This window comes from Saccharomonospora azurea NA-128, assembly GCF_000231055.2.
Classification (GTDB): Bacteria; Actinomycetota; Actinomycetes; order Mycobacteriales; family Pseudonocardiaceae; genus Saccharomonospora; species Saccharomonospora azurea.
In genome coordinates, this window is sequence record NZ_CM001466.1 from 3,613,752 (window position 1) to 3,634,358 (window position 20,607).

Here is a 20,607-nt window from a genome sequence, read left to right on the forward strand (position 1 = left end):
CGACCGCGCGGCGCGGCTGGGCGGCGGTGACTTCCGCCCCGACCAGCGCCGGTACAACGTCGCCGAGCTCGACATGGTGGCCGACGCGCTCGACACCTCCGCCACCGCGCTCGCCCAGCTGCTGCAGCGGGAGCGGCAGCTCGTCGGTGACGTGTCCCACCAGCTGCGAAGCCGGCTCACCGCGCTGCAACTCCGGCTGGAGCCCCTGACCACGCATCCCGACCCGGACGTCTCCGACGCCGCGGGCACGGCCCAGGAGCAGGCCGACCGACTGGCCGCCGTGCTCGACGAACTGCTCGCCGCCGCTCGTGCGGCGAGCGAGGTGGGAGCCGAGCCGATCGACCTCTCCGCGCTGCTGGGCGAGGTCGCCGACGAGTGGCGACCCGTGTTGAAGCGCCACAACCGATCGCTGCGGCTACGGGTCCCCGACGGGCTGTGGGCGCGGGCCACGCCGGGACGGCTCCGGGAAGTGCTGAGCGTGCTGCTCGACAACTCGACCAAGCACGGCGCGGGCACCGTGTCCGTGACGGCACGGCGGGGCAACACCGACCGGACCGTCGTGGTGCAGGTGTCCGACGGCGGTAGCGGCATCCCCGACGACCTGGCCTCACACGTGTTCGAGCGCGGCTTCTCCGGCAGCGGCTCGACCGGGGTCGGGCTGGCCCTGGCGCGCGCTCTGGCCGAGGCCGACGGCGGGCGGCTGGAGCTGTCCGTCAAACGCCCCGCGACGTTCAGCCTGTTCCTGACGATGCCGAGTCCGAGCGACGTGGGCGGCGTGAGCTGGCCCGCCGAGCGCGTGCCGCGATAGGCGGTGACGAGGCCCGCGACTCAGCGTGGCGCGTCCGCGGTGGTCGTCTCGTCGGCGGGGTGGTCGCGTCGCTTGCGGCCGAGTTCGTCCGGGAACACCCACCGGCGGAAACCCCAGAACCGGAACGCCATCGCGAGCAGCATGCCGATGATCGAGCCCGTGGCGAAGTCCGCGACCTCCTGCACGAACCGCGAGACGTGGGGGACCTCCAGGTTGAACACGTACCGCGACATGTACAGCGGGATGAGGTTGATGACGATCGCCACGCCGCTGACCAGGAAGAACAGAGCCGCCTCGTGAGCGCGTTCCCGGCCGCCCCGGGTGCGGAACGACCACTCGCGGTTCAGCACGTACGACACGATCACCGCGATCATGATCGCGATCGCCTTGGCCGTCGTCGGTTTCGCAGCGAGGATCGTGAGTTTCAGCAGGTACCAGATGCCGTTGTCGACGACGAAGGTCGTGCCGCCGACGACCGCGAACTTCAGCAGCTCCCGGTGCTTCACCAGGATGGCGCGGAGCGGTTCGGGCACGCGGGCGAGAACGGATTCGACAACGGCCACGTCGCGCAGTCTACGCAGAACGACGTGGGCGAAGGCGCAGCCCGGGGCGTCGCGAGCGGCGTTCCCGCAGCAGGAAACGCAGTGGTGACCGAGCGTGGCCGTCGTCGGGAACGGCGTGCGTCGTGGTGGTGGGCGGCCCGAGCGACGGCGTGCTCGCCACCGAGGGAGCCACCGAAGTCGTCGTCGGTGCGGTCGTCGGCGAGGGGGTCGGTACTGCCGAGCCGGTCTGGTCGTCGGCGTCCCCGGTGGCGGGGCGCTCGCGTTCCGGCGCGAACTCGTGGGACAGCAGGCCGGGCAGCAGAGGGTCGAGTTCGATCGTCTCGGTCGCGGTGTCGTCGCCGAGGGTGGCGGTCACCGTCACCGTGTCCGCCCGGTGGGTGAGGGGGACGTGTGCCCCCAGGCGCGCGGTGTCGCCGGGCTCCAGCGGCGTCCGGGAGGTACACCGCAGGGACTGTTCGTCGCGGTCGCACGTCAGCCGGTACGTGTGCACCGCCCACGCCGGGACGTCCAGGGAGACGGCGGCGTCGGCGCTGCGCACGCCCTCGCTGCGCACGGTGACGTCCAGGTGCCTGCCGACGGCACGGACGTCGAGATCGACGACGTCCAGCTTCACGGTCACGGGGACCGTGAAGGACGCCGGCTGCGCACCCGAGACCTTCACCACGCCCCTCGCCGTGCCCGACCGGGCCTCGGGCGAGGCCGCCACCCGGAACCGCAGGACCTCGCGTTCGCCGGGATCGAGCCGGCCCGGGACCTCGCACGAGACGGTTTCCTCACCCTCCGGGCACGGCACCGGAGCCGAGACGTTCGACTCCACCGTCCCGGAGTCGGCCCGCGCCGTGCCGGCGGTGTCGTCGGGGGCGCCTCCGGCCTCGGGTTGCGCGATCGCCGACACGCCCTCGGGCAGGGTCAGTTCCACGGACGGCGACGTCGCCGGCACGCTGCCGTCGTTGCGCACGGTCACGTCGAGGTCGGTGGGGTCGCCTCCGGCGTCGAGTGCGACACCGTCGTCGGGGGAGGACGCCGTGACCTTGGGCGGGGACGCGGGCCGCTGCGGTTTCGGGACCGGGTTCCCGTCGCCGGGTTCCTCGTCCGGAGGTGGTTCGGGGGTGTCCTCCCCGGGCGGGAGGACCGGCGAGGCGGGCGGGTCGAGGGTCAGCGGCGGCGGGGGCAGTGTGGGCGGAACGGACGGCTGGTACGAGTCCGGCCTCGGTTGCGGCACCGGGAGCGTCGGAAGCGGCGGTTCCGAGGGCGGGTTCTCCGTCGTCGGAGCCGGGTCGCTCGGCACGGACGTGCCGGGTGACTGCGAACCGTCGTCGGCCTGCGGCCGGAACGCCACGGGACCACCACTCACGCCCCCCGCGGCCAGTGCCACGGCGACGGCGGTGGCGAGCGCGACACCCGACACGGCGACGCCCAGGAACTGCCGAGGACCCGCCTCGGCGGGCCGGGACGTGCCCGCCGAGGTCGTGACGTCCCCGGTCGTGGTGAGGGTCGCCGCCGCGGCGGCGGGCTGGTCGCCGCCGGAGAGGTAGCCGAGGGCGGCGCTGCCCAGCACGAGGAAGGCCACGACCCCACGCAGGGAACCGTTGACGTCGGCGAGCTCGTCGGCCAGCGCCCGGCAGCGGGCGCAGTGGTCGAGGTGGTGTTCCACCTGGGCGCGCTCCCGCAGGGAGAGCCCGTCGCGTGTCCACGCGCCGAGCTTTGTCGCTGTCGCCCGGCACCGTGGTGACGACGTGTCGGCCAGGTGGGCCTGGAGGTACTCCTGCCGCAGTCCCGCGCGAGCGCGGTAGGCCAGCGAGGACACGGCGCTGGGCGACATCCCCAGCAGCGGTGCGACCTCGGACGGCGGCTGCTGCTCGATCACGGTGTGCCACAGGACGGTCTGCCAGCGTTCGGGCAGCCGGTGGAAGGCGCGGGTCACGAGGCTGCGTTCGAGGTCCTCCACCGCGGGGTCGGTGAAGGTGGTCGTGCCCGTCTCGCCCGCGACGGCTGAGACGGCTGAGACGGCTGAGACGTCGTCGGTGGGGCGGACACGGCTCGCCGCCCTCGCCCTGGCGTACGCCGTGTGCCGCACCGTGGTCAGCAGGTACGCGCGGAAGGCGTGGTCGGGTCCCTTGCCGTCGCGCAACACGTCGAGGACCTTCGCGAACGACTCCGCCACCACGTCGTCGGCGTCGGCGGCGCTGCGGCACAACTGCCGGGCCAGCCGGGTGGCGGCGGCCACGTGGCGTTCGTAGAGCGCGCCGTACTCCTCGATCCGGCCCGCGCGGACCGACGCGATGAGATCGGCGTCGCCGCGGGCGTGCGGACCCCCGGAGTCGGTGGTCACGGCAGTCCTTCCTCTCGCGGGAAAACCTCGGGTGCGGTCGCGGTCAGTGTGCCGACTCGCCACAGGGCAGCATGCCTTGGGTCGGGCAGTCCCGGAAGCCCGACACCCGGCGTCATTCCATCGGATGACGACGAAGGGTTCAGGGGGCCGGTCGGGGCTGGCGGCCTCGGCGATGTCGTTTCGTGATTTCCTTGTCATCGTGAGGCAGTCGATGTGTGACGAGTGGTGACGCGCCCGATGTCCACCACCACCGGTTCCGAGGTACCCGCCCGGGAGGAGCCCCGCCTGTCGCTGCGGGCGTCGCTGGCGAGGCTGTCGGTCCGTCCCCGTTCGGTGGCACTGCTGGCGTTGCTGCCCGTGCTCGCGATCGTCGGGGGTGTCCTCGGCTGGCTCTTCGACTGGCGGCTGGGAGTCGACAGCGCCGTCTACCGCGCCGGCGCCCTGACGCTGCTGCAGGGTGATCCGCTGTACGCGGGCAACACGCTTGGCTCCGAGCCGTGGTGGGCGCTGCTGCCCTTCACCTATCCGCCCGCGGCGGCGCTGTTGTTCGCGCCGCTCGCGTTCTTCCCCGTGCAGGTCGCGTGGGGCGTGGTGTCCGCCGTGTCGTTCCTGGCGCTCGCGCTGGTGGTGCGGGTGACCATCGCGGCGCTGCCGCGGCTGCGGGAGGACCTGCCGCGTTGGGCCTCACCCGCCCGCGCGACGCTCATCTTCACGATCGTCTTCTTCGGGCTGGAGCCCGTGTGGCGCACGATCTTCCTCGGCCAGATCAACATCATCCTGATGGCGCTGGTCGTCGTGGACGTGCTGGTGGTGTGCCGCAGGGACAGCCGCTGGGGCGGGGTGCTCGTCGGGATCGCCGCCGCCGTCAAGCTCACTCCATTGATCTTCATCCCGCACCTGCTGTTCACCGGCCGCAAGTGGGACGCCGCGAGGGCGTTCGGCACCTTCGTCGGCCTCCAGGCGCTGATGTTCGTGATCGCCCCGTCCGACGCGCTGCGCTTCTGGACCCACACCGTGTTCAACCAGGGACGCATCGGGCCCATGCACTGGGCGGGCAACCAGTCGCTGAACGGCCTCGCCAACCGCGTCACCGACCTCGCGCCGTGGGCGTCGACGGTCGCGCTGGGCGTCGGTGCGCTCCTGGCGCCGTTCGCGATCTGGGTCATGCTGCGCTTCCATCGCCGGGGACAGCACCTGTACGCCCTGCTCGTGACCGCGTTCTACGCGTTGCTGGTCTCGCCCGTGTCGTGGTCGCACCACTGGGTGTGGGCGGTCCCGTTGATCGTCGTGCTGGTGGCCCGCCTGCCGGAGACCACACCCGCGACGGCGTGGCGGCGCTGGGTGCTGGCGGCCTCGGTCATCGTCGTGTTCGTCAGCTGCGTGCTGCTGGTGCTGCCCAACGGTCGCAACCTCGAACTGCACTGGGAGTTCTGGCAGTTCGTCCTCGGCAGTGCCTACCTGCTCGTGCCGGTGGCGCTGGCCGTGACGTTGGGTGCCCGCTGGTGGCTGCGCCGTCGCGCTGCCGACGGCGAACCTCGGCCCGCCACGCCGGCCGACCGGTCGTCCCGGCCGGGCTGAGTCGCCGAGCGGGCCCCCCTTAGGCTGGACGCACCATGGACTCCCGAACAGGACTGCCCGTCGTGGGCATGGTGGGTGGCGGCCAGCTCGCCCGGATGACTCACCAGGCTGCCATTTCCCTCGGACTGTCGCTGCGTGTGCTCGCGGCCGGTGAGAACGAGTCCGCCGGCCTCGTGGCGGGCGACGTCGTTCAGGGACACCACACCGACCTGGAGGCGCTGCGCGCCTTCGCGGGCACCGTCGACGCGGTGACGTTCGACCACGAACACGTGCCCGGCGAACACCTGCGCACCCTGGAAGCGGAGGGCGTCGTGCTGAGGCCGGGGCCGTCGGCGCTCGCGTTCGCGCAGAACAAGCTGCTCATGCGCGAGCGGCTCGCCGCGCACGGCCTGCCGGGTCCGGCGTTCACCGAGGTCACCGACCCCGACGACGTGTGCGCGTTCGGCGACTCCCACTCCTGGCCCGTGGTCCTCAAGGCCGCGAGCGGCGGATACGACGGCCGCGGCGTGTGGATGGTGGACTCGGCGGACGAGGCGCGCTCGCTGGTGCCCGAGCTCCTCGACGCGGGCACGCCGTTGCTCGTGGAGGAGAAGGTCACCATGCGCCGGGAGCTGGCGGCGCTCGTCGCGCGCTCGCCCTACGGGCAGGGGTCGGCGTGGCCGGTCGTGGAGACGGTGCAGCGCGACGGCATCAACACCGAGGTGCTGGCGCCCGCGCCGAACCTCACCGCCGCGAAGACCCACCAGGCGCAGGAGCTCGCCCTGCGCATCGCCGACGAACTCGACGTCGTGGGTGTGCTGGCCGTGGAGCTGTTCGACACCGACTCCGGGCTGCTGGTCAACGAGCTGGCCATGCGGCCCCACAACTCCGGCCACTGGACCATGGACGGTGCGCGCACCTCGCAGTTCGAGCAACACGTGCGCGCGGTGCTGGACTATCCGCTCGGCCTCACCGAACTGCTCTCGCCCACCGTGATGGCCAACGTGCTCGGGGCACCCGAGACGCCGAAGATGAGCCCCGACGAGCGGCTGCACCACCTCTTCGCGCGGTTCCCGGACGTCCGGGTCCACCTCTACGGCAAGGGCGAGCGGCCCGGGCGCAAGCTCGGCCACGTCAACGTGCTCGGCCCGATCGACGACGAGACCCGGCAGCGAGCCCGGTTGTCCGCGCGCTGGCTGTCGCACGCCGAATGGCTCGACGGCTACCAGGTCCACTGACGTCCCGGAGAGGGTCGGCAGAACCCTCCCGTGTTCTTCGTCCCCGCAGCAGAAGGAGCACCACGTGAGTACCCCCGCCGTCGGCCTCATCATGGGCAGCGACTCCGACTGGCCGGTGCTGGAGGCCGCCGCCACGGCACTCGACGACTTCGACGTGCCGTACGAGGTCGGGGTCTACTCCGCACACCGCACGCCCCAGCGGATGCTGGACTACGCGCGGTCCGCCGCGAGGCGTGGGCTCAAGGCGATCATCGCGGGTGCCGGTGGGGCCGCGCACCTGCCGGGCATGGTCGCCGCCGCGACGCCGCTGCCGGTGATCGGGGTTCCCGTGCCGCTGAAGTACCTCGACGGGCTGGACTCGCTGCTGTCGATCGTGCAGATGCCCGCGGGTGTGCCCGTGGCCACGGTCTCGGTCGGCGGGGCACGCAACGCGGGGCTGCTCGCGGTGCGCATGCTGGCCGCCTCCGACCCCGCCCTGCGGGCACGGATGGAGCGGTTTCAGGACGACCTCGAAACGCTGGTGCTCGACAAGGACGCCGCGCTGCGGCAGCGGGTCTCCGAGAGCCGGTGACGACGCAGGCGGGTCTCAGCGCAGCCGGTCGCGCAGTTCCCGCTTCAGCACCTTGCCCGCCGCCGACACGGGGATCACGTCGACGAAGTGCGCCTCCCGCAGCCGCTTGGCGGGCGGCACCTGCTCGTTGACCGCCGTCAGGATCGCCTCGGCGGTGAGGGCGTCGGCGTCGCCGGAGCGCACCACGAAGGCGACGGGCAGTTCGCCGACGTCGGCGGCCGGACGGCCGACCACCGCCGCGGAGGCCACCCCGGGCACCGTGAGGAGCAGTTCCTCCAGTTCCCGCGGGTAGACGTTGTAGCCCTTGTACAGCAGGACGTCCTTCTCGCGGTCGACGATGGACACGAAACCCTCGTCGTCGACCACACCGATGTCGCCCGTGCGCAGCCAGCCGCGGTCGAGCACCGCCGCGGTCTCCTCGGGCCGGTCGTGGTAGCCCTGCATGACCTGCGGTCCCCGGACACACACCTCGCCGGGCGTGTGCGGCGGCAGCGCGTCGCGTTCCGGATCGCCGCCGACCGGCACGATGCGCACCTCGGTGTCGAACAGCGGCACCCCCACCGTGCCGACCTTGCGGGTGCCGGAACGCCAGCTCGGGTTGGTGGTCACACCCATCGTCGCCTCGGTGAGGCCGTACCCCTCGGTGATCACCGCGTCCGGGAAGCGAGCGGCGAGCGCCTCGCCCCGAGACCTCGGCATGGGCGCGGCGCCCGACGACAGGCCGCGCACCGACGACAGGTCGGCCGTGTGGAACTCCTCGCACCTCAGCAGCGCGGCGTACAGCGCGGGCGCACCCGACAGCGACGTGACCCGCAGCCGTTCGGCGTCGGCGACGAAATCTCGCGGCACGAAGCGGTCGTGCACGGTGACACTCGTGCCGCTGAGCACGCCGATGTTCAGACCGCCCAGGCCCATCGCGTGGAACCACGGCGTCAGGTTGAGCGTCACCCCGGTGCCCAGGCGCGACGGCCATTCGGTCTCGTCGCCGATCTGGGTGACGGTGACCTCGCCGGAGTCGTCGAGCGACGGCACGCCGCCCGAACCCCAGCAGGCGTACTGCAACGCGTTCGCCACGACGTTGCGGTGGGTCAGCAGCACGCCCTTCGACCGGCCGGTGGTGCCACCCGTGTAACCGATGTGAGCCAGGTCGGCCTGAGGGTCGATCTCCACGTCCGGACGGGTCGGGGGCGCGGCGGCGACGACCTGGTGGAAGTCGAGCGACACGGAGTCGCGCGGGTCGACCGTGACCACGATCTCGACGTCGGCCTCGCGCAGCGACTCGGCGACACCGCCGTGCGTGACCACCACCCGTGCGTCGCAGTCGGCGAGCTGCTCGGCCAGCGCGCGCGGCGGCAGCAGCGGATTGGTCGGACCGACGGTGCCACCGGCGAGGAGCGTGCCGTAGTAGGCGATCGGGAAGGCCAGGCAGTTGGGCAGGTGCAGGGCGACGACGTCACCGCGGCCCACGCCCCGGTGGGCCAGCGCGGTGGCGAAGCGGCAGGCCGCCTCCCACAGCTCGGCGAACGTCAGCTCCTCACCGCGATGCCGGAACGCCACCCGGTCGCGATAGCGGGCGGCGGCACCGGCGAGGATCGACCCCACGCCGACGTCGGGGTAGCGCAACGACGTCGGCAGTCCGGGAGGGCGAGGTGCGGTCGGCATCGTCCGACAGTACGAAGTCGCGTCGAGCGGCGACAAGGCGCGGGCTCCGAGTGGAGCAGGAGCACGGGACGGAACGCCCAACGCCACGACGCCGCGTTGGGCGCGGCGCACGACGCCGGTGCCGGTCGCTAGGGTCGACGTCGTGATCACCGACGGGACGGCCACGCACCGACGCGAGATCCGTGAGGAGGCGGTGCACTCGGCGCCGGCCAGGGCTCTGCTGCGCGTGTACTTCGACGACGTCGCGAGCCGCTACTACGGGCGCCCCGCCACCCCCGCGGAACTCGACGCGGCGATGGCCGAGGACCCGAGCGACGAGCTCACTCCGCCGGACGGGGCGTTCCTCGTGGCGTGGCGCGGTGGTGAGCCCGTCGGCTGTGTCGGCCTGGCACCGCTCGGCGACGGCGTCCTCCAGCTGGGCCGCATGTTCGTGCTGCCGTCGGAGCGGGGCCGCGGCCTCGGTGCCCGGCTCCTCGCCGCGGCCGAGGACGTCGCCCGCGAGCGCGGCGCGACGGCGATCCGCCTGAACACCCGCCACGACCTGGTGGAGGCGCAGCGGCTGTACCGCTCGCGCGGGTACCGGGACGCTCCCGCCTACACCGACGAGCCCTACGCCGAGGTGTTCTTCGAGAAACGCCTGCGCTGACGCCCGCTCAGGGGAGCTCGACGGTGGTGCGTTCGGCGTCGCGGTGAGCCTGGGCGCGCGCCGGGTCGGGATGGGTCACCTGCACCACGTGGGCCCCCGCCACGACCGGCGCCAGCAACGCGTCCACCACGCCGTCCGGCAGTGTCCAGTCCCGTGTGGAGTACACGCGGTCGCCGTCCCCGATGCCCAGTGCGGTGGCGCGGTCGCGGGCACGGGCCAGCAGGTCGTCGCAGGTCGTGCCCAGCAACGCCGGGGTGTCGCCGTCGATGGGCAGCAGCGGCGAGAAGTCGTCCCCGCACGCGCGGGCCTCGTTCAGGTAGTCGAACGTGCCGTCGGCGGCAGGTGTGGACAGACCCCGGCCGAGCGGGTCGAGCGCGACGACGGCCGTGTCGCGGGCCGGGCTGCCGTCGGCGTCGGGGCCGACGAAGGCCACGGCGGCCGTCGAGGCGTCCGCGACACCCACGACGTGGGCACCGCACCACCACGCCCCGAACAGGACGCCCGCCGTCTGCCAGTGGGCCGGAAGGTCCACGGCCACTTCGTCGCCGGGCTCGACGTCGAACTCCTCGACGAGCCAGTTGGCGGTCTTGGCGGCCCAGTTGGCGAGCGTGGCGACCGAGAGCTCGATCCGGCTGCCCACGGCGTCGTCGTAGTGGGTGATCAGAGGCCGACCCGCCGACGTCGACAACAAGGGCCGCAGGAGGTGCTCGGTGAGGCTCATGCGCCCAAGTTAGCGCCCGCCCGCGCCCGTCCCGCAGCCCGCCCGTCCCGGCTGCCCCGCCCCGCACCGTGTCCGCGCTCCAGGCACGCATGTTTGCGCCCTGCGACGCGAACACGCGTACGCAGGGCGCGGACACGATGTCGGGGGGAGGGTCAGTTCACGCACGTCACGCCGTCGGCCGTGATCTCCTCGTCGCCGGCGCCGGCGCCGGCGGGGGCCTGCGGGGCGGAGCCTCCTCCGGAGGGCTCGTCCTCGTCGGCGGGGTCGTCCGGCACGACGTCGGCGACGAACTCGCGCACCGCCTCCACGTCGACGCGCACGATGCTCTGCTCCCCGTCGGGGCTCCAGGCGGCGATGTCGACGACGGGGATCGTCACGAACGAGAAGTCGCCCGACGCGATGCCGCGGGTCTGCTCGGCGAACTTCAACAGATCGAGGTCGGCGTCGAGGACCAGCGCCTTGCGCAGCGTCTCGGAGAGCTTCTTCACGCGGTCGGTGTCGGTGAGCGTGCCCGCCGACAACACCTTGTTGAGTGCCGAGGCCAAGAACGCCTGCTGTCGTTGGATCCGGCCGAGGTCGCCCTGCGGAACACCTTTGCGTTGCCGGACGAACGACAGCGCCTCCCCGCCGGACACGGTCTGCACACCCGCCGCGAAGTTCGCGCCGGAGTCCGGGTCGGACGTCGGGTTCCTGAGGCACACCTGCACGCCGTCGAGCGCTTCGGTGAGCAGGTAGAACCCGAGGAGGTTCACCTCGGCGTAGTGGTCGATCCGGACGTGGGTGAACCTCTGCACGGTACGCACTAGTGCGGCGCGCCCAGCCTGGTCGGACTCCCTCGCCAGCGTGGCGTGCTCGGTGACGCCCTCGCCGCGCAGCGCGCGTTCGGCTTCGTACTTCGTCGTGCCGTACACCGAGTTGATCTTCGCCTGGCCGCCTCCCGGCACGTCCACCCATGTGTCGCGGGGAATGGAGATGCCCGTGGGCGACGACCCGTCGTGCGGGATGCGGAGCAGGATCAGGGTGTCGGTGCTCACCCCGGGGCTGCTCTCGGTCCGCAACTGCGCCAGCACGTGCGGCGGAAGCGGGTGGCCTTCCATATCGGTGCGCGAGTCGGTGCCCACGAGCAGGATGTCGGTGGCTCCGTCGTCCTCGGGCGGCGGCGGAGGCTCGTCACCGTCGGGCGGGGTCTCGTTCAACCGCAGGGCGTCGGTGGTGTTGACGTTGTCCTGGAGGAGGTCGAGCGTGGAGTACGCGTAGCCCGTCGCGCCGAGGGCCACCACCGACAGCAGTGCCACTGCCGAGCGCACCAACGCCCGCGCCGCTCGACGTCCGCGTCGACGCTTCGGCCGCCGCGCGACCGGGGCCGCGGGTGGCGAGGCGGCCTCGGGCTCGTCGGCTTCGGTGTCTGCGATGTCGGCGGTGTCTTCAGCGTCTTCAGCGTCTTCAGTGACTCCGGTGCCTTCGGTGTCTCTCGTGGCTTCGGTGTCGTGGCCGGTGTCGCCGGATTCCCCCGAGTCCGGGTCTTCCGTTGTCTCCTCGTTCGTCGTTGTCGGCCGGTCGGCCGCGTCGCCGTCGGAGTCCCGTCGCTCGGACGCCCCCTCGACCGCGTCCGGTTCGCGCGTGGCACCGCCCGTGTCGGCCGCGTCGTCGGCAGGACGCGTTTCACCCTCGTCCACGGTGGCTCCCCTCCACCCGCGTGCTGGTTACCAGCGAGTCAGCTTAGTTGACACAGGGCACTCCACCGGCCGTGATCGGTGCATCCTCGGATTCGCCGTCGTCGGCACCGCCGTCGTCGGTGCCCGTGGAGTCGCCGGCCCCCTCGCCGCCGGTCTGCTGCTGGGCGGGACCGCCAGCGAGGAACTGCTCCGGCGCGCCCGTGCCCGCGCCCGTGTCCGTGTCCGTGGGCAGCGCGAAGTCGGCGCCCAGGTGGACGGCGAGCGTGCCGCCCGGCAACTGCGGGTCGACCTCGACCGCGAGGTCGCCACCGAGTGCCTGCAGCAGCAGGTCGGCTCCGGCTTCCTCGCCCTGAGCGTGGTAGATCACCGTGGAGTTGAGCGGGTCGGTCGCCGCGTGGCTCTCGCCCCCGAAGCCCTGCCTGCTGAGCAGTGTCCGGGTGGCGTCGCCCATGGCGGCGTCTCCCGTGCCGTTGTAGATGTCCACGGTGTACGCCTCCGAGCCCGGTACCGACTCCGGAAGGTCCATGCGGGGGTCGCCCTTGCGCTCGTCGGGGATCAGCTCGTCGACGAACGCCTGCACCTGCAGTGGATCGACCTCCAGCACCTGGGCCGCGCCGACCACCTTGTCGCCCACCACAGGCATCGTGTGGAACTCGATGCTGCCGCCGGTGAGCCCGCGCATCTGGTTGGCGAACTCCAGCAGGTCCCAGTCGTTGGAGATGACCACCGACTTCTGCACGGCTCCGATGAGGTCGGACAGCCGTGCCGGGTTGAGCAGGATGTCCTTGGACAGGATCTTGCGCGCGAGCCCGGACAGGAACGCCTGCTGCCGTTGGATGCGGTCGAGGTCCGCGCGCTGGAGCCCGTCGCGCTGCCGCACGAAGGCGAGCGCCTGCACGCCCTCGATCGTCTGGACTCCGGCGGGCAGGTCGATGCCGGACTTGATCTCCTTGACGGCGTTGTTGAGGCACACCTCGATGCCGCCGATCACCTTGGTGATCTCGTAGAAGCTCGCGAGGTTCACCTCGGCGTAGCGGTCGATCATGCCGGGCCTGCCGACGAGCGTCTCGATGGTCTCGATCAGGTTCTTGCGACCGGCGACCTTGGCCTGCTCCTCGATGACGTCCTGGTCGGTCTCGCCCTGTGCGGTGAGGGTGCTGACCGTGTCGTTGTAGGCGTAGGCGAACGCGCTGTTGATGCGGCTCTCACCGTAACCGCCGGCGACCTGCACCCAGGAGTCGCGGGGGAAGGAGATCGCGGTCGCGCTCGTGCCGTCCTGGGGGATGTGGACGAGGATCATCGTGTCGGTCTGCCGGTCGCCCTGCTCGACACCCGCGTGCAGCATGTCGAGCACTTCCTGGGGGAGCGGGTTGCCCTGCGCGTCGGTGCGGCTGTCGACGCCGACGAGGAGGATGTCGACGGCCCCGTCGAGCGGGGGTGCGCCCGCCTCGACGTCGAACACGTCGGTGGTCGTCATGTTCGACTGGACGGACCCGATCACCTGCCACCCGTAGGCGGTGAGCACGAGGACCACCACGGACAGCAGGGAGAGCAGCGTGCGGCCGCCGACGAGGCCGATGGTGCCGACCCGGGACCGTCGTCGTGCCACCGGCGCATCGACCTCATCTTGCGCACCGTCGGTCACGTGAGTTTCCTCCCCAGTGGTGTCGTCCGGCGCACAGAGTACTGGCGCCTTGTACACGAAGACGTCGTCGAGATCGAAAACGTTGCTTCCACGTTGTGTTCGGTCGCGCCCGCTCGCGTGGCAGACTGCGGACGGGAGTAGGCGTGGGAGGACGCGATGCGAGTACTGGTTACGGGTGGCGCGGGTTTCATCGGGTCGCATTACGTACGGCAGGTTCTGTTCGGGGAGTACGCGGCGGTGAGCGACGCGGAGGTCGTCGTCCTCGACAAGCTGACGTACGCGGGGAGCCGGACGAACCTCGATCCCGTCGCCGACAGTCCCCGGTTGCGGTTCGTGCGTGGTGACATCTGCGATCCGTCGGTGGTGACCGAGGTGATGGCCGGGGTGGACCTGGTGGTGCACTTCGCCGCGGAGTCGCATGTGGACCGATCGATCCTCGGGTCCGCCGATTTCGTGCTCACCAACGTGCTCGGCACGCAGACGTTGTTGCAGGCGGCGCTGGACGCGGGGGTCGGCAAGTTCGTGCACGTGTCGACCGACGAGGTGTACGGGTCGATCGACGAGGGTTCGTGGACCGAGGACCATCCACTGGAGCCCAACTCGCCGTACTCGGCGTCCAAGGCGTCGTCCGACCTCATCGCCCGCTCGTTCCACCGGACGTACGGACTGCCGGTGTGCATCACGCGGTGCTCGAACAACTACGGTCCGTACCAGTTCCCCGAGAAGGTCGTCCCGCTGTTCGTCACGAACCTGATCGACGGCAAGCCGGTTCCGCTGTACGGCGACGGGTTGAACGTCCGTGACTGGTTGCACGTGGACGATCACTGTCGCGGCATCCAGCTCGTGGCCGACCACGGTCGTCCGGGAGAGATCTACAACATCGGCGGCGGCACGGAACTGACCAACCGCGAGCTCACCGAACGGCTGCTCTCGGCGGTCGGTGTGGGGTGGGAGATGGTGGAGCCGGTCGAGGACCGCAAGGGGCACGACCGTCGGTACTCGGTGGACATCACGAAGATCAGCACCGAACTCGGATACCGCCCGGAGGTGGATTTCGACGCCGGTCTCGCCGACACTGTGCGCTGGTATGCGGAGAACCGGCAGTGGTGGGAGCCGCTCAAGGAGCGCGCCGCGCTGGCCGCCGGGTGAGTCGCACGCCGCACGACGGGAACGACCGGTCGGCGACGGAGCCGAGACGAAGTGGGGAGTGGCGATGAGTCGAGCGGACGGCGCGGGCCTGGCGGTGTTGGTTCCCGGTGGGACCGGGCAGCTGGGGCGTGACCTGGCGGCGTTGGCCGACGAGCTCGGCGACCGTGTCGAGGTCGTCGCTCCCGGCTCGGCCGAGCTGGACGTCACCGAGCCCGGCGCGGTCGTGGAGGCGGTCAGCGACCTCGCTGCCGGGGCGGCGCAGAGCGGGCGGCGCGCGGTGGTCGTCAACGCCGCCGCGTACACGGCGGTGGACGCCGCGGAGGAGAACGAGGGGGCGGCGTTCGCGGTGAACGCCGACGGTCCGCGCATGCTCGCGGCCGTGTGCTCGTCGCGTGGCGTTCCTCTGGTGCACGTGTCCACCGACTACGTGTTCGGTGGCGACGGCGACCGGCCGTACGAGCCCGGCGACCCGCTTGCGCCGCGCAGCGCGTACGGCCGCACGAAGGCGGCGGGGGAGGACGCCGTCCTCGGTTCGGGGGCCCGCGCCTGGGTGGTGCGCACGTCGTGGGTGTACGGCGCGTCCGGGGCCAACTTCGTCAAGACGATGATGGACCTGGAGTCCCGCCGCGAGACGCTGTCCGTTGTGGACGACCAGGTGGGAAGTCCCACGTATTCCGCGGATCTGGCGCGCGGGCTGTTGGAGCTCGCCGAGCGGATCACCTCGGGCGACGCTCCACAGTCGACGGTGCTGCACTGCACCAACGCGGGCGAGACCACGTGGTTCGGGCTGGCTCGCGCGGTGTTCGCCGCGCTCGGGGCCGACCCGGAACGGGTACGGCCGTGCACGACCGAGGACTTCCCGCGTCCGGCGCCCCGCCCCGCGTACTCGGTCCTGTCCTCCGCGTCGTGGAGGGAGGCGGGACTGACCCCGCTGCGCTCGTGGCAGGAGGCGCTGGCCGCGTTCTTCGCCGAGATCCGGGCTCAGGACCCCACGGCCCGCCGGTAGGCCTTCAGCGTGGTCTCGGCGCACCGGCGCCACGTGAAGCTCGCCGCGTGGGCCCTCCGGGTCGCGGACGCCGAGGCCGCGGGCGGTGGCGCGACGGCCTGCCGAAGGGCGGCGGCCAGCGCGTCGACCTCGCCGTACGGCACGAGCGTGGCGAAGCCCCCCGACACCTCGCGCAGCGTCGGGACGTCGGTGCACACCACCGGGACGTCGCACGCCATCGCTTCGAGGACCGGCAGCCCGAAGCCCTCGTCGCGGGACGGGAGCACGAGTGCCGACGCCCCCGCCACGACGCGTTGGAGGTCCACGTCGGAGAGATAGCCGACGTGTCTCGTGCGCGAGGTGTGGGGGAAGCGACCCGGGCCCGCGAAGACCAGCGGTGGGAGTGCGGGATCGGACTCGTGGGCGCGCAGAAGCCAGTCGAGGCCCTTGCGCGGGCCGGACGCGCCCGCGAACAGCAGGTACTTCTCCGGCAGGCCGAGCTCGGTCCGCCGGTCCTCCGTGGGTGGCCGCCCGGTGAACCAGCCGGCGTCCACTCCGAGCGGGGTCACCTCGATCTTGTCGCGGTCGACGTCGAGGCGTTCGGCCACCGCATCGGCCACGGCCGCGGTGGGAGTGCAGATGACGTCGGCCCGCACCGCGCCACGGCGCACGAGTGCCGGAAGTTCCCGGTCGCTTGGGGCGAGCTCTTCGGGAGCGTCGAGGAACGCCAGGTCGTGGATGGTGAGCACCTGGGCGGCGCGCAGCGTGGCCGGCAGGACGAAGTTGGTGCCGTGCACGACGTCCGCGCGCCCGGCGAACGCCTCGACGGGTGGGAAGTCCGACCGCAGCCAGCTCGCCCGCAGCAGGCGTGCGGCGACGGGTAGACCCCGGGCCCGCACTCCGTGGGGCAGTGACGACCGCAGCCCACGCCACCCGCGCAACGTGAACGCCACCGCTCGGGTGTCCACGTTGGATTCCGAGGCGAGAGCCTCCGACAGCGAGGCCGTGTAGCGGCCGATGCCGGTGCGGTTGCCGAGCAGCGGGGTGCCGTCGAGCAGCACCCGCAACCGCCTAGCCACGGCGGAGTCCCTGGCGCGCGATCTTGCGGACCCGGCCCACGGCACGGCGGGCGAGTTCGGTGGGGCCGCCGTCGGCGAGATACGACCGCACCAGGTCCAGGTCGCGGCGCACGAGCTCCACCCTGCCCGGGCGCGGTGCCGGGGCGAGGTGGTCGGCGCCGGGGAGCCGGTCGGCCGCGGGTCTCGGGTCGCGGCAGAACTCCACGAGGGGACGCAGCACGTGAGGCCAGGTGAACCGTTCCGCCACCGACACCATCCGCTCGCGGCAGGCCTGGGCGAACTCGGTGTCGTACAGGCAGCGCTCCAGCGCCTCGGCCAGCGCCTGTGGATCCTCCGCGGGCACCACCACGCCGAGTCGTTCGTCGCGGACCAGGTCGGCGAAGGCGTCGCCGTCGGTGGTGACGATGGGCAGCCCGGCCCACAGGTAGTCGAGCACCCGGGTGCGGAACGCGAACATCGTCTCGACGTGCTCGTAGTGCGTGGTGACCCCGCAGTCGGCGTCGAGCAGCCAGTTCTGCCGCTCGTCGTAGGGCACCCACTGCTCGTTGAAGAAGACGTGCTTGCCCGTGAGCTCCAGGTCGTCGGCGAGCCGCCGGGTGCGGGCGGCGATGTCCATCTCGCCGACCTCCGGGTTCGGGTGCTTCATGCCGAGGAACACCAGCCGCGCGTCGGGGCGGCTCTCCTTCAGCGTTCCGAAGGCGCGCACGAGCGTGAGCGGGTCGAACCAGCTGTACACGCCACCGGCCCACAGCACCACGCGGTCGCCGGCGGACAGGCCGAGGGTGGACCGCAGCCCCGGCCCGGTGCGTCGGGGCGGCTCGGGCGACAGGCCGAACGGCACCACCGCGAGCAGGGACCGCGTGGTGGGGTCGGCGTCGTAGAGCTGGGGCGACAGCCTGCCGAGTGCCGTGAGGTGGCCGAGCCAGAAGTGCCGTTGCCGCTCGGAGGCGCACAGGAAGAAGTCGCCTCGCTCCAACTGCGCGTCGAGGACCCGGGTGACGCCGGCGAGGTCGGCCTCACGCCGGTCGTCGGCGGCGTCCTTGCCCTGTTCGAGCAGCTCCAGGTGCATGGGGTCGTAGACGTCGCAGACCACGATCTTGTGGGCGTACTCGCGCTTGAGCGAGGGAGCGAGTTCCAGCACGTGTCCCTGGAGCACCACGATGTCGGCCCAGGCGATGTGGTGGGCGAGGTCGCGCCTGCTCGCGGCCGTCACGGTGAACGGCGCGGGCGGCGGGTCGACGACCGGGTTGACGCTCACCAGCCGGACGTCGTGTTCGGCCGCCAGTACGGCGGCGATGTTCCAGGCGCGGATCGCGGGACCCGCCATGCGCTTGGTCAGCGTGTCGCCGGTGACGACGCAGATCGTGCGGCGTGTGCCGAACGTCTTCTCGATGCCGAAGACCTCGGTGAGGATGTCGTGGGCCGCGAGGTAGCGCGGCAGGGGGTACGCCGGTTCGAGGGCCTTGCGCAGCAGCGGCAGCAGGTCGGCGTCGGTGCGGACGCGCTTGGCCTGTTCCTCGGCGCGCGAGCGTTGCAGCGACGGCAACCGCTCCACGAACGCGTCGACGGCCAGCATCCCGGCCAGCGCGCCCCGCGACACCGGGACCGGGGAGGTCTCGGGCGGGCCCACACCGGATGCCAGGTCGAGCTGCGTCGGGTCGAGCTCACCGCGGGCGGTGGCGCGCCGCACGGTCAGCGCCAGCGCGGCCGGCAGTACCGAGGCCAGCGTCTCGTCCGACAGGTTCTTGTAGAGCGCGCACAGGGCGTTGCGTTCCAGCAGGAACGTCTCCCGGCCACTGTCCGGGCTGTCCACGGCGGACATCGTCCCGTGGTGCCGGTGGTAGGCGATGGACGTGGGGACGTACCGCACGCGCCAGCCGCGCAGGTTCAGCCGCCACCCGAGGTCGACGTCCTCGTAGAACATGAAGAAGTCGTCGTCGAAACCACCGAGCTCGGCGAACACGCTCGCGCGGACGAACATGGCCGAGCCGGTGGCGAACAGCACGTCCTTGGCGACGTCGTGCTCGGCCTCCGGCAGCTCCGCCAGCGGGGTGTCGGCGTGCCGCTTGTAGCCCATGCCGAACCAGGTCAGTCCGCCGTCCACGAAGTCGGCGCGCTCCCCGTCGAGGTCGAGAACCTTGCTCGCGACGGCGGCGACGGTGGGGTCGGCGCGCAGCGCGTCCACGGCGGCGTCGACCCAGCGGGCGTGCGGGCGGGCGTCGTTGTTCAGGAAGGCCAGCACCGTGCCCGTCGCGTGGCGCGCCCCCAGGTTGCAGCCTCCGGCGAAGCCGAGGTTGCGGTCGGAGTCGACGACGCGTGCGGCGGGGACGGCCGCCTGGATGCGGTCGGCGTCGTCGCCCGGCGAGGCGTTGTCGACGCAGACGATCTCCAGCCGCGGGTAGTCGAGCTCGGCGAGCGCGCGCAGACACGCGATGGTGTCGTCGGCGCCTCGATAGTTCACGACGACGACCGAGACCAGCGGTTGTGTGTTCCGCGCCGTTTCCCCCTGGGCCACCACGAAGCTCCCTTCCCCGCGGCGCCAGACTACTGCCCGGCCCACCGGCGCCAGACGTCACCTCGGCTTCGCACGCTCCCTCGTCGCACTTCAGCGCGTTGCCGCAGCGTCGAGGCCAGCCGTGCGGCGACGTCGGCCAGGACCCGGCAGCGCAGGGACACGCGGAAGTTCGCGGCCTCGGGCACGGCCGGGCCTGCGCGCCGCGCCCGCCGCAGCGTCAGCACGGCGGTGAGCGTCGCGAACCGGGCGAGCTCCCGGGCAGCCACCGCCGCGGGTGCGCACCGCAGCAGCATCAGCAGGCGGTTGCGCTCGTTCCAACGGTGGAACAGCGGGGAACCGGGACGACTGCTCGCCCCGTGCCGGTGGCTCACCACCGCGTCCGGGCAGACGGCGATGTCGCTGCCCGCCAACCGCAGCCGCCACGCGGTGTCGGTGTCCTCGTAGTAGCAGAAGAAGTCGGCGGGCACGCCCCCGACGCGGCGCAGTGTCTCGGTACGGAGCAGCACCGCGCCCCCGCAGAAGCCGAACGGGCGGTGCTCCGGGGGCAGCGCGGTCGCGTCGGCGCCGTGCCCGTCGGCGGTCAGCCGCACGCCCGCCGACTGGACGCTGCCGTCGGGGAGGCGGAGGACGGAGCCGACCGCGCCGAGCCGGGCGTCGCCCGCCAGCGTGTCCTCCAGCGCGCCCAGCCAGCCGGGGGCGGGGACGGCGTCGTCGTTGAGCCAGGCCACCAGCGGCGTCTCCACGTGCGCGAGGGCCGCGGCGAGCCCGCCCGCGTAGCCGGCGTTGCGGCGCAGGCGGATCACGCGCGGACGACTCGGGTGCCGGGCGAGCAGCGCCGCCGTGCCGTCGTCGGACGCGTTGTCGACCACGAGCGTGCGATGTGGACGATCCTGCGCCGCGAGGCCGTCCAGGCAGTCGGTGACGTGGTCCGCTCCGCGCCAGGTCACCACGACCACGGTGGTGACGGCGCCGGGCGGCGGGGCGCTGGTCGGCACCGGGGCAGGATAGCCCGCGCGACGGCGGCAGAATGGCCGCGTGCCGGAACTCGTGGTGATCGCCGAGCAGCTGCTCGCTGAAGTGCCGGGCGGCACCGGGCGCTACACCGCGCAACTACTGCGCGCGCTCGCCGACACCGCGCCACCCGGCTGGACCGTGTCCGGTGTCGTCTCCCGGCACGCCGACGTCGAGGCCGCCCGGATCGACGGGGTGGCGGGTCCCCGCGTGCTGCCGCTTCCGCCGAGGGCGCTCGTGGCGAGGGTTCACAAACGTGGACAACGCAGATCAAGGCTCCGGCCCGCCGGAGGACTCTGCACCTCTTCCGTTGACGGAACCGGCCGACGGCACACCCGATGTGATCGCCGACCCAGCCACGTTGCGCGCGGCATGTGCACGACTGGCCGAGGGCAGCGGCGCGCTCGCCGTGGACACCGAACGTGCCTCCGGCTACCGCTACTGGCCGA

The 20,607-nt window shown here is 72.2% G+C and carries 16 protein-coding genes and 2 pseudogenes; 9 read left to right on the forward strand and 9 right to left on the reverse strand.

The window, feature by feature from the left end; genetic code table 11:
- Window positions 1-808: sensor histidine kinase (locus tag SACAZDRAFT_RS16555; protein WP_005443587.1), on the forward strand; the 808-nt coding region annotated here is incomplete at its 5' end.
- Between the two features lie 20 nt (window positions 809-828).
- Here the strand turns inward: SACAZDRAFT_RS16555 and SACAZDRAFT_RS16560 are convergent.
- Together SACAZDRAFT_RS16560 and SACAZDRAFT_RS16565 are read right to left on the reverse strand one after the other, a co-directional pair.
- Window positions 829-1,371: a GtrA family protein gene (locus SACAZDRAFT_RS16560; RefSeq protein ID WP_005443588.1), complete on the reverse strand. Its 543-nt coding sequence runs from the start codon at window positions 1,369-1,371 to the stop codon at window positions 829-831.
- Window positions 1,372-1,381: 10 nt separating this feature from the next.
- Window positions 1,382-3,703 carry a sigma-70 family RNA polymerase sigma factor gene (locus SACAZDRAFT_RS16565; protein ID WP_005443589.1) on the reverse strand — a complete coding sequence of 774 codons (2,322 nt, stop codon included), beginning with the start codon at window positions 3,701-3,703 and terminating at the stop codon, window positions 1,382-1,384.
- A 237-nt stretch (window positions 3,704-3,940) separates the two neighbouring features.
- Here SACAZDRAFT_RS16565 and SACAZDRAFT_RS16570 point away from each other — a divergent pair, with 237 nt between their 5' ends.
- The 3 genes from SACAZDRAFT_RS16570 (at window position 3,941) to purE (ending at window position 7,069) form a co-directional block, all read left to right on the forward strand.
- Window positions 3,941-5,281: a glycosyltransferase 87 family protein gene (locus SACAZDRAFT_RS16570; RefSeq protein WP_005443590.1), complete on the forward strand. Its 1,341-nt coding sequence runs from the start codon at window positions 3,941-3,943 to the stop codon at window positions 5,279-5,281.
- Between the two features lie 35 nt (window positions 5,282-5,316).
- Entirely contained in the window at window positions 5,317-6,498 is a 1,182-nt protein-coding gene (locus SACAZDRAFT_RS16575) for a 5-(carboxyamino)imidazole ribonucleotide synthase (RefSeq protein ID WP_040927800.1), read from the forward strand.
- A 64-nt stretch (window positions 6,499-6,562) separates the two neighbouring features.
- Complete coding sequence (gene purE / locus SACAZDRAFT_RS16580; RefSeq protein ID WP_005443592.1) at window positions 6,563-7,069, forward strand: 5-(carboxyamino)imidazole ribonucleotide mutase; 507 nt, start codon at window positions 6,563-6,565, stop codon at window positions 7,067-7,069.
- Window positions 7,070-7,084: 15 nt separating this feature from the next.
- Here purE and SACAZDRAFT_RS16585 read toward each other — a convergent pair whose 3' ends face one another.
- Window positions 7,085-8,731 carry a class I adenylate-forming enzyme family protein gene (locus tag SACAZDRAFT_RS16585; RefSeq protein ID WP_005443593.1) on the reverse strand — a complete coding sequence of 549 codons (1,647 nt, stop codon included), beginning with the start codon at window positions 8,729-8,731 and terminating at the stop codon, window positions 7,085-7,087.
- A 142-nt stretch (window positions 8,732-8,873) separates the two neighbouring features.
- On the opposite strand from SACAZDRAFT_RS16585, the gene SACAZDRAFT_RS16590 reads away from it, so the two are divergent.
- Window positions 8,874-9,377 (forward strand): GNAT family N-acetyltransferase, encoded by a 504-nt coding sequence (locus tag SACAZDRAFT_RS16590; protein ID WP_005447674.1) that lies wholly within the window; start codon window positions 8,874-8,876, stop codon window positions 9,375-9,377.
- A gap of 7 nt (window positions 9,378-9,384) precedes the next feature.
- On the opposite strand, the gene SACAZDRAFT_RS16595 is transcribed toward SACAZDRAFT_RS16590, so the two are convergent.
- From SACAZDRAFT_RS16595 to SACAZDRAFT_RS16605, 3 genes are all read right to left on the reverse strand, one after another.
- Window positions 9,385-10,098 carry a TIGR03089 family protein gene (locus tag SACAZDRAFT_RS16595; protein WP_005443598.1) on the reverse strand — a complete coding sequence of 238 codons (714 nt, stop codon included), beginning with the start codon at window positions 10,096-10,098 and terminating at the stop codon, window positions 9,385-9,387.
- A gap of 152 nt (window positions 10,099-10,250) precedes the next feature.
- On the reverse strand, window positions 10,251-11,774 hold the full coding sequence (locus tag SACAZDRAFT_RS16600; protein ID WP_005443599.1) for an LCP family protein: 1,524 nt from the start codon (window positions 11,772-11,774) through the stop codon (window positions 10,251-10,253).
- A gap of 43 nt (window positions 11,775-11,817) precedes the next feature.
- The gene (locus SACAZDRAFT_RS16605; RefSeq protein ID WP_005443600.1) at window positions 11,818-13,419 is read right to left on the reverse strand and encodes an LCP family protein; all 1,602 of its coding nucleotides are present in this window, start codon (window positions 13,417-13,419) and stop codon (window positions 11,818-11,820) included.
- Between the two features lie 156 nt (window positions 13,420-13,575).
- Between SACAZDRAFT_RS16605 and rfbB the strand changes: the two genes are divergently transcribed.
- Window positions 13,576-14,568, forward strand: a complete 993-nt coding sequence (gene rfbB / locus SACAZDRAFT_RS16610) for a dTDP-glucose 4,6-dehydratase (protein ID WP_005443601.1) — start codon at window positions 13,576-13,578, stop codon at window positions 14,566-14,568.
- A 64-nt stretch (window positions 14,569-14,632) separates the two neighbouring features.
- A complete protein-coding gene (gene rfbD, locus SACAZDRAFT_RS16615; protein ID WP_005443602.1) occupies window positions 14,633-15,574 on the forward strand; it encodes a dTDP-4-dehydrorhamnose reductase in 942 nt (313 codons plus the stop codon).
- On the opposite strand, the gene SACAZDRAFT_RS16620 is transcribed toward rfbD, so the two are convergent.
- From SACAZDRAFT_RS16620 to SACAZDRAFT_RS16630, 3 genes are read right to left on the reverse strand one after another with little or no spacing between them, the layout of a single operon-like run.
- Window positions 15,550-16,632 carry a glycosyltransferase family 4 protein gene (locus tag SACAZDRAFT_RS16620; protein ID WP_176662474.1) on the reverse strand — a complete coding sequence of 361 codons (1,083 nt, stop codon included), beginning with the start codon at window positions 16,630-16,632 and terminating at the stop codon, window positions 15,550-15,552. The two genes, rfbD and SACAZDRAFT_RS16620, sit on opposite strands and share 25 nt — an antisense overlap.
- Window positions 16,625-19,147 (reverse strand): glycosyltransferase, encoded by a 2,523-nt coding sequence (locus SACAZDRAFT_RS16625; RefSeq protein WP_005443606.1) that lies wholly within the window; start codon window positions 19,145-19,147, stop codon window positions 16,625-16,627. Before SACAZDRAFT_RS16625 ends, SACAZDRAFT_RS16620 begins: the two co-directional genes overlap by 8 nt.
- Window positions 19,148-19,176: 29 nt before the next feature.
- Window positions 19,177-20,142, reverse strand: a complete 966-nt coding sequence (locus tag SACAZDRAFT_RS16630; protein ID WP_005443607.1) for a glycosyltransferase — start codon at window positions 20,140-20,142, stop codon at window positions 19,177-19,179.
- 40 nt (window positions 20,143-20,182) lie between these two features.
- Between SACAZDRAFT_RS16630 and SACAZDRAFT_RS23870 the strand changes: the two are divergent.
- Window positions 20,183-20,401: pseudogene (locus tag SACAZDRAFT_RS23870) on the forward strand (glycosyltransferase family 1 protein); the annotation flags it as partial.
- A 13-nt stretch (window positions 20,402-20,414) separates the two neighbouring features.
- Window positions 20,415-20,607 (forward strand): annotated as a pseudogene (locus SACAZDRAFT_RS23875) (ribonuclease D); the annotation flags it as partial.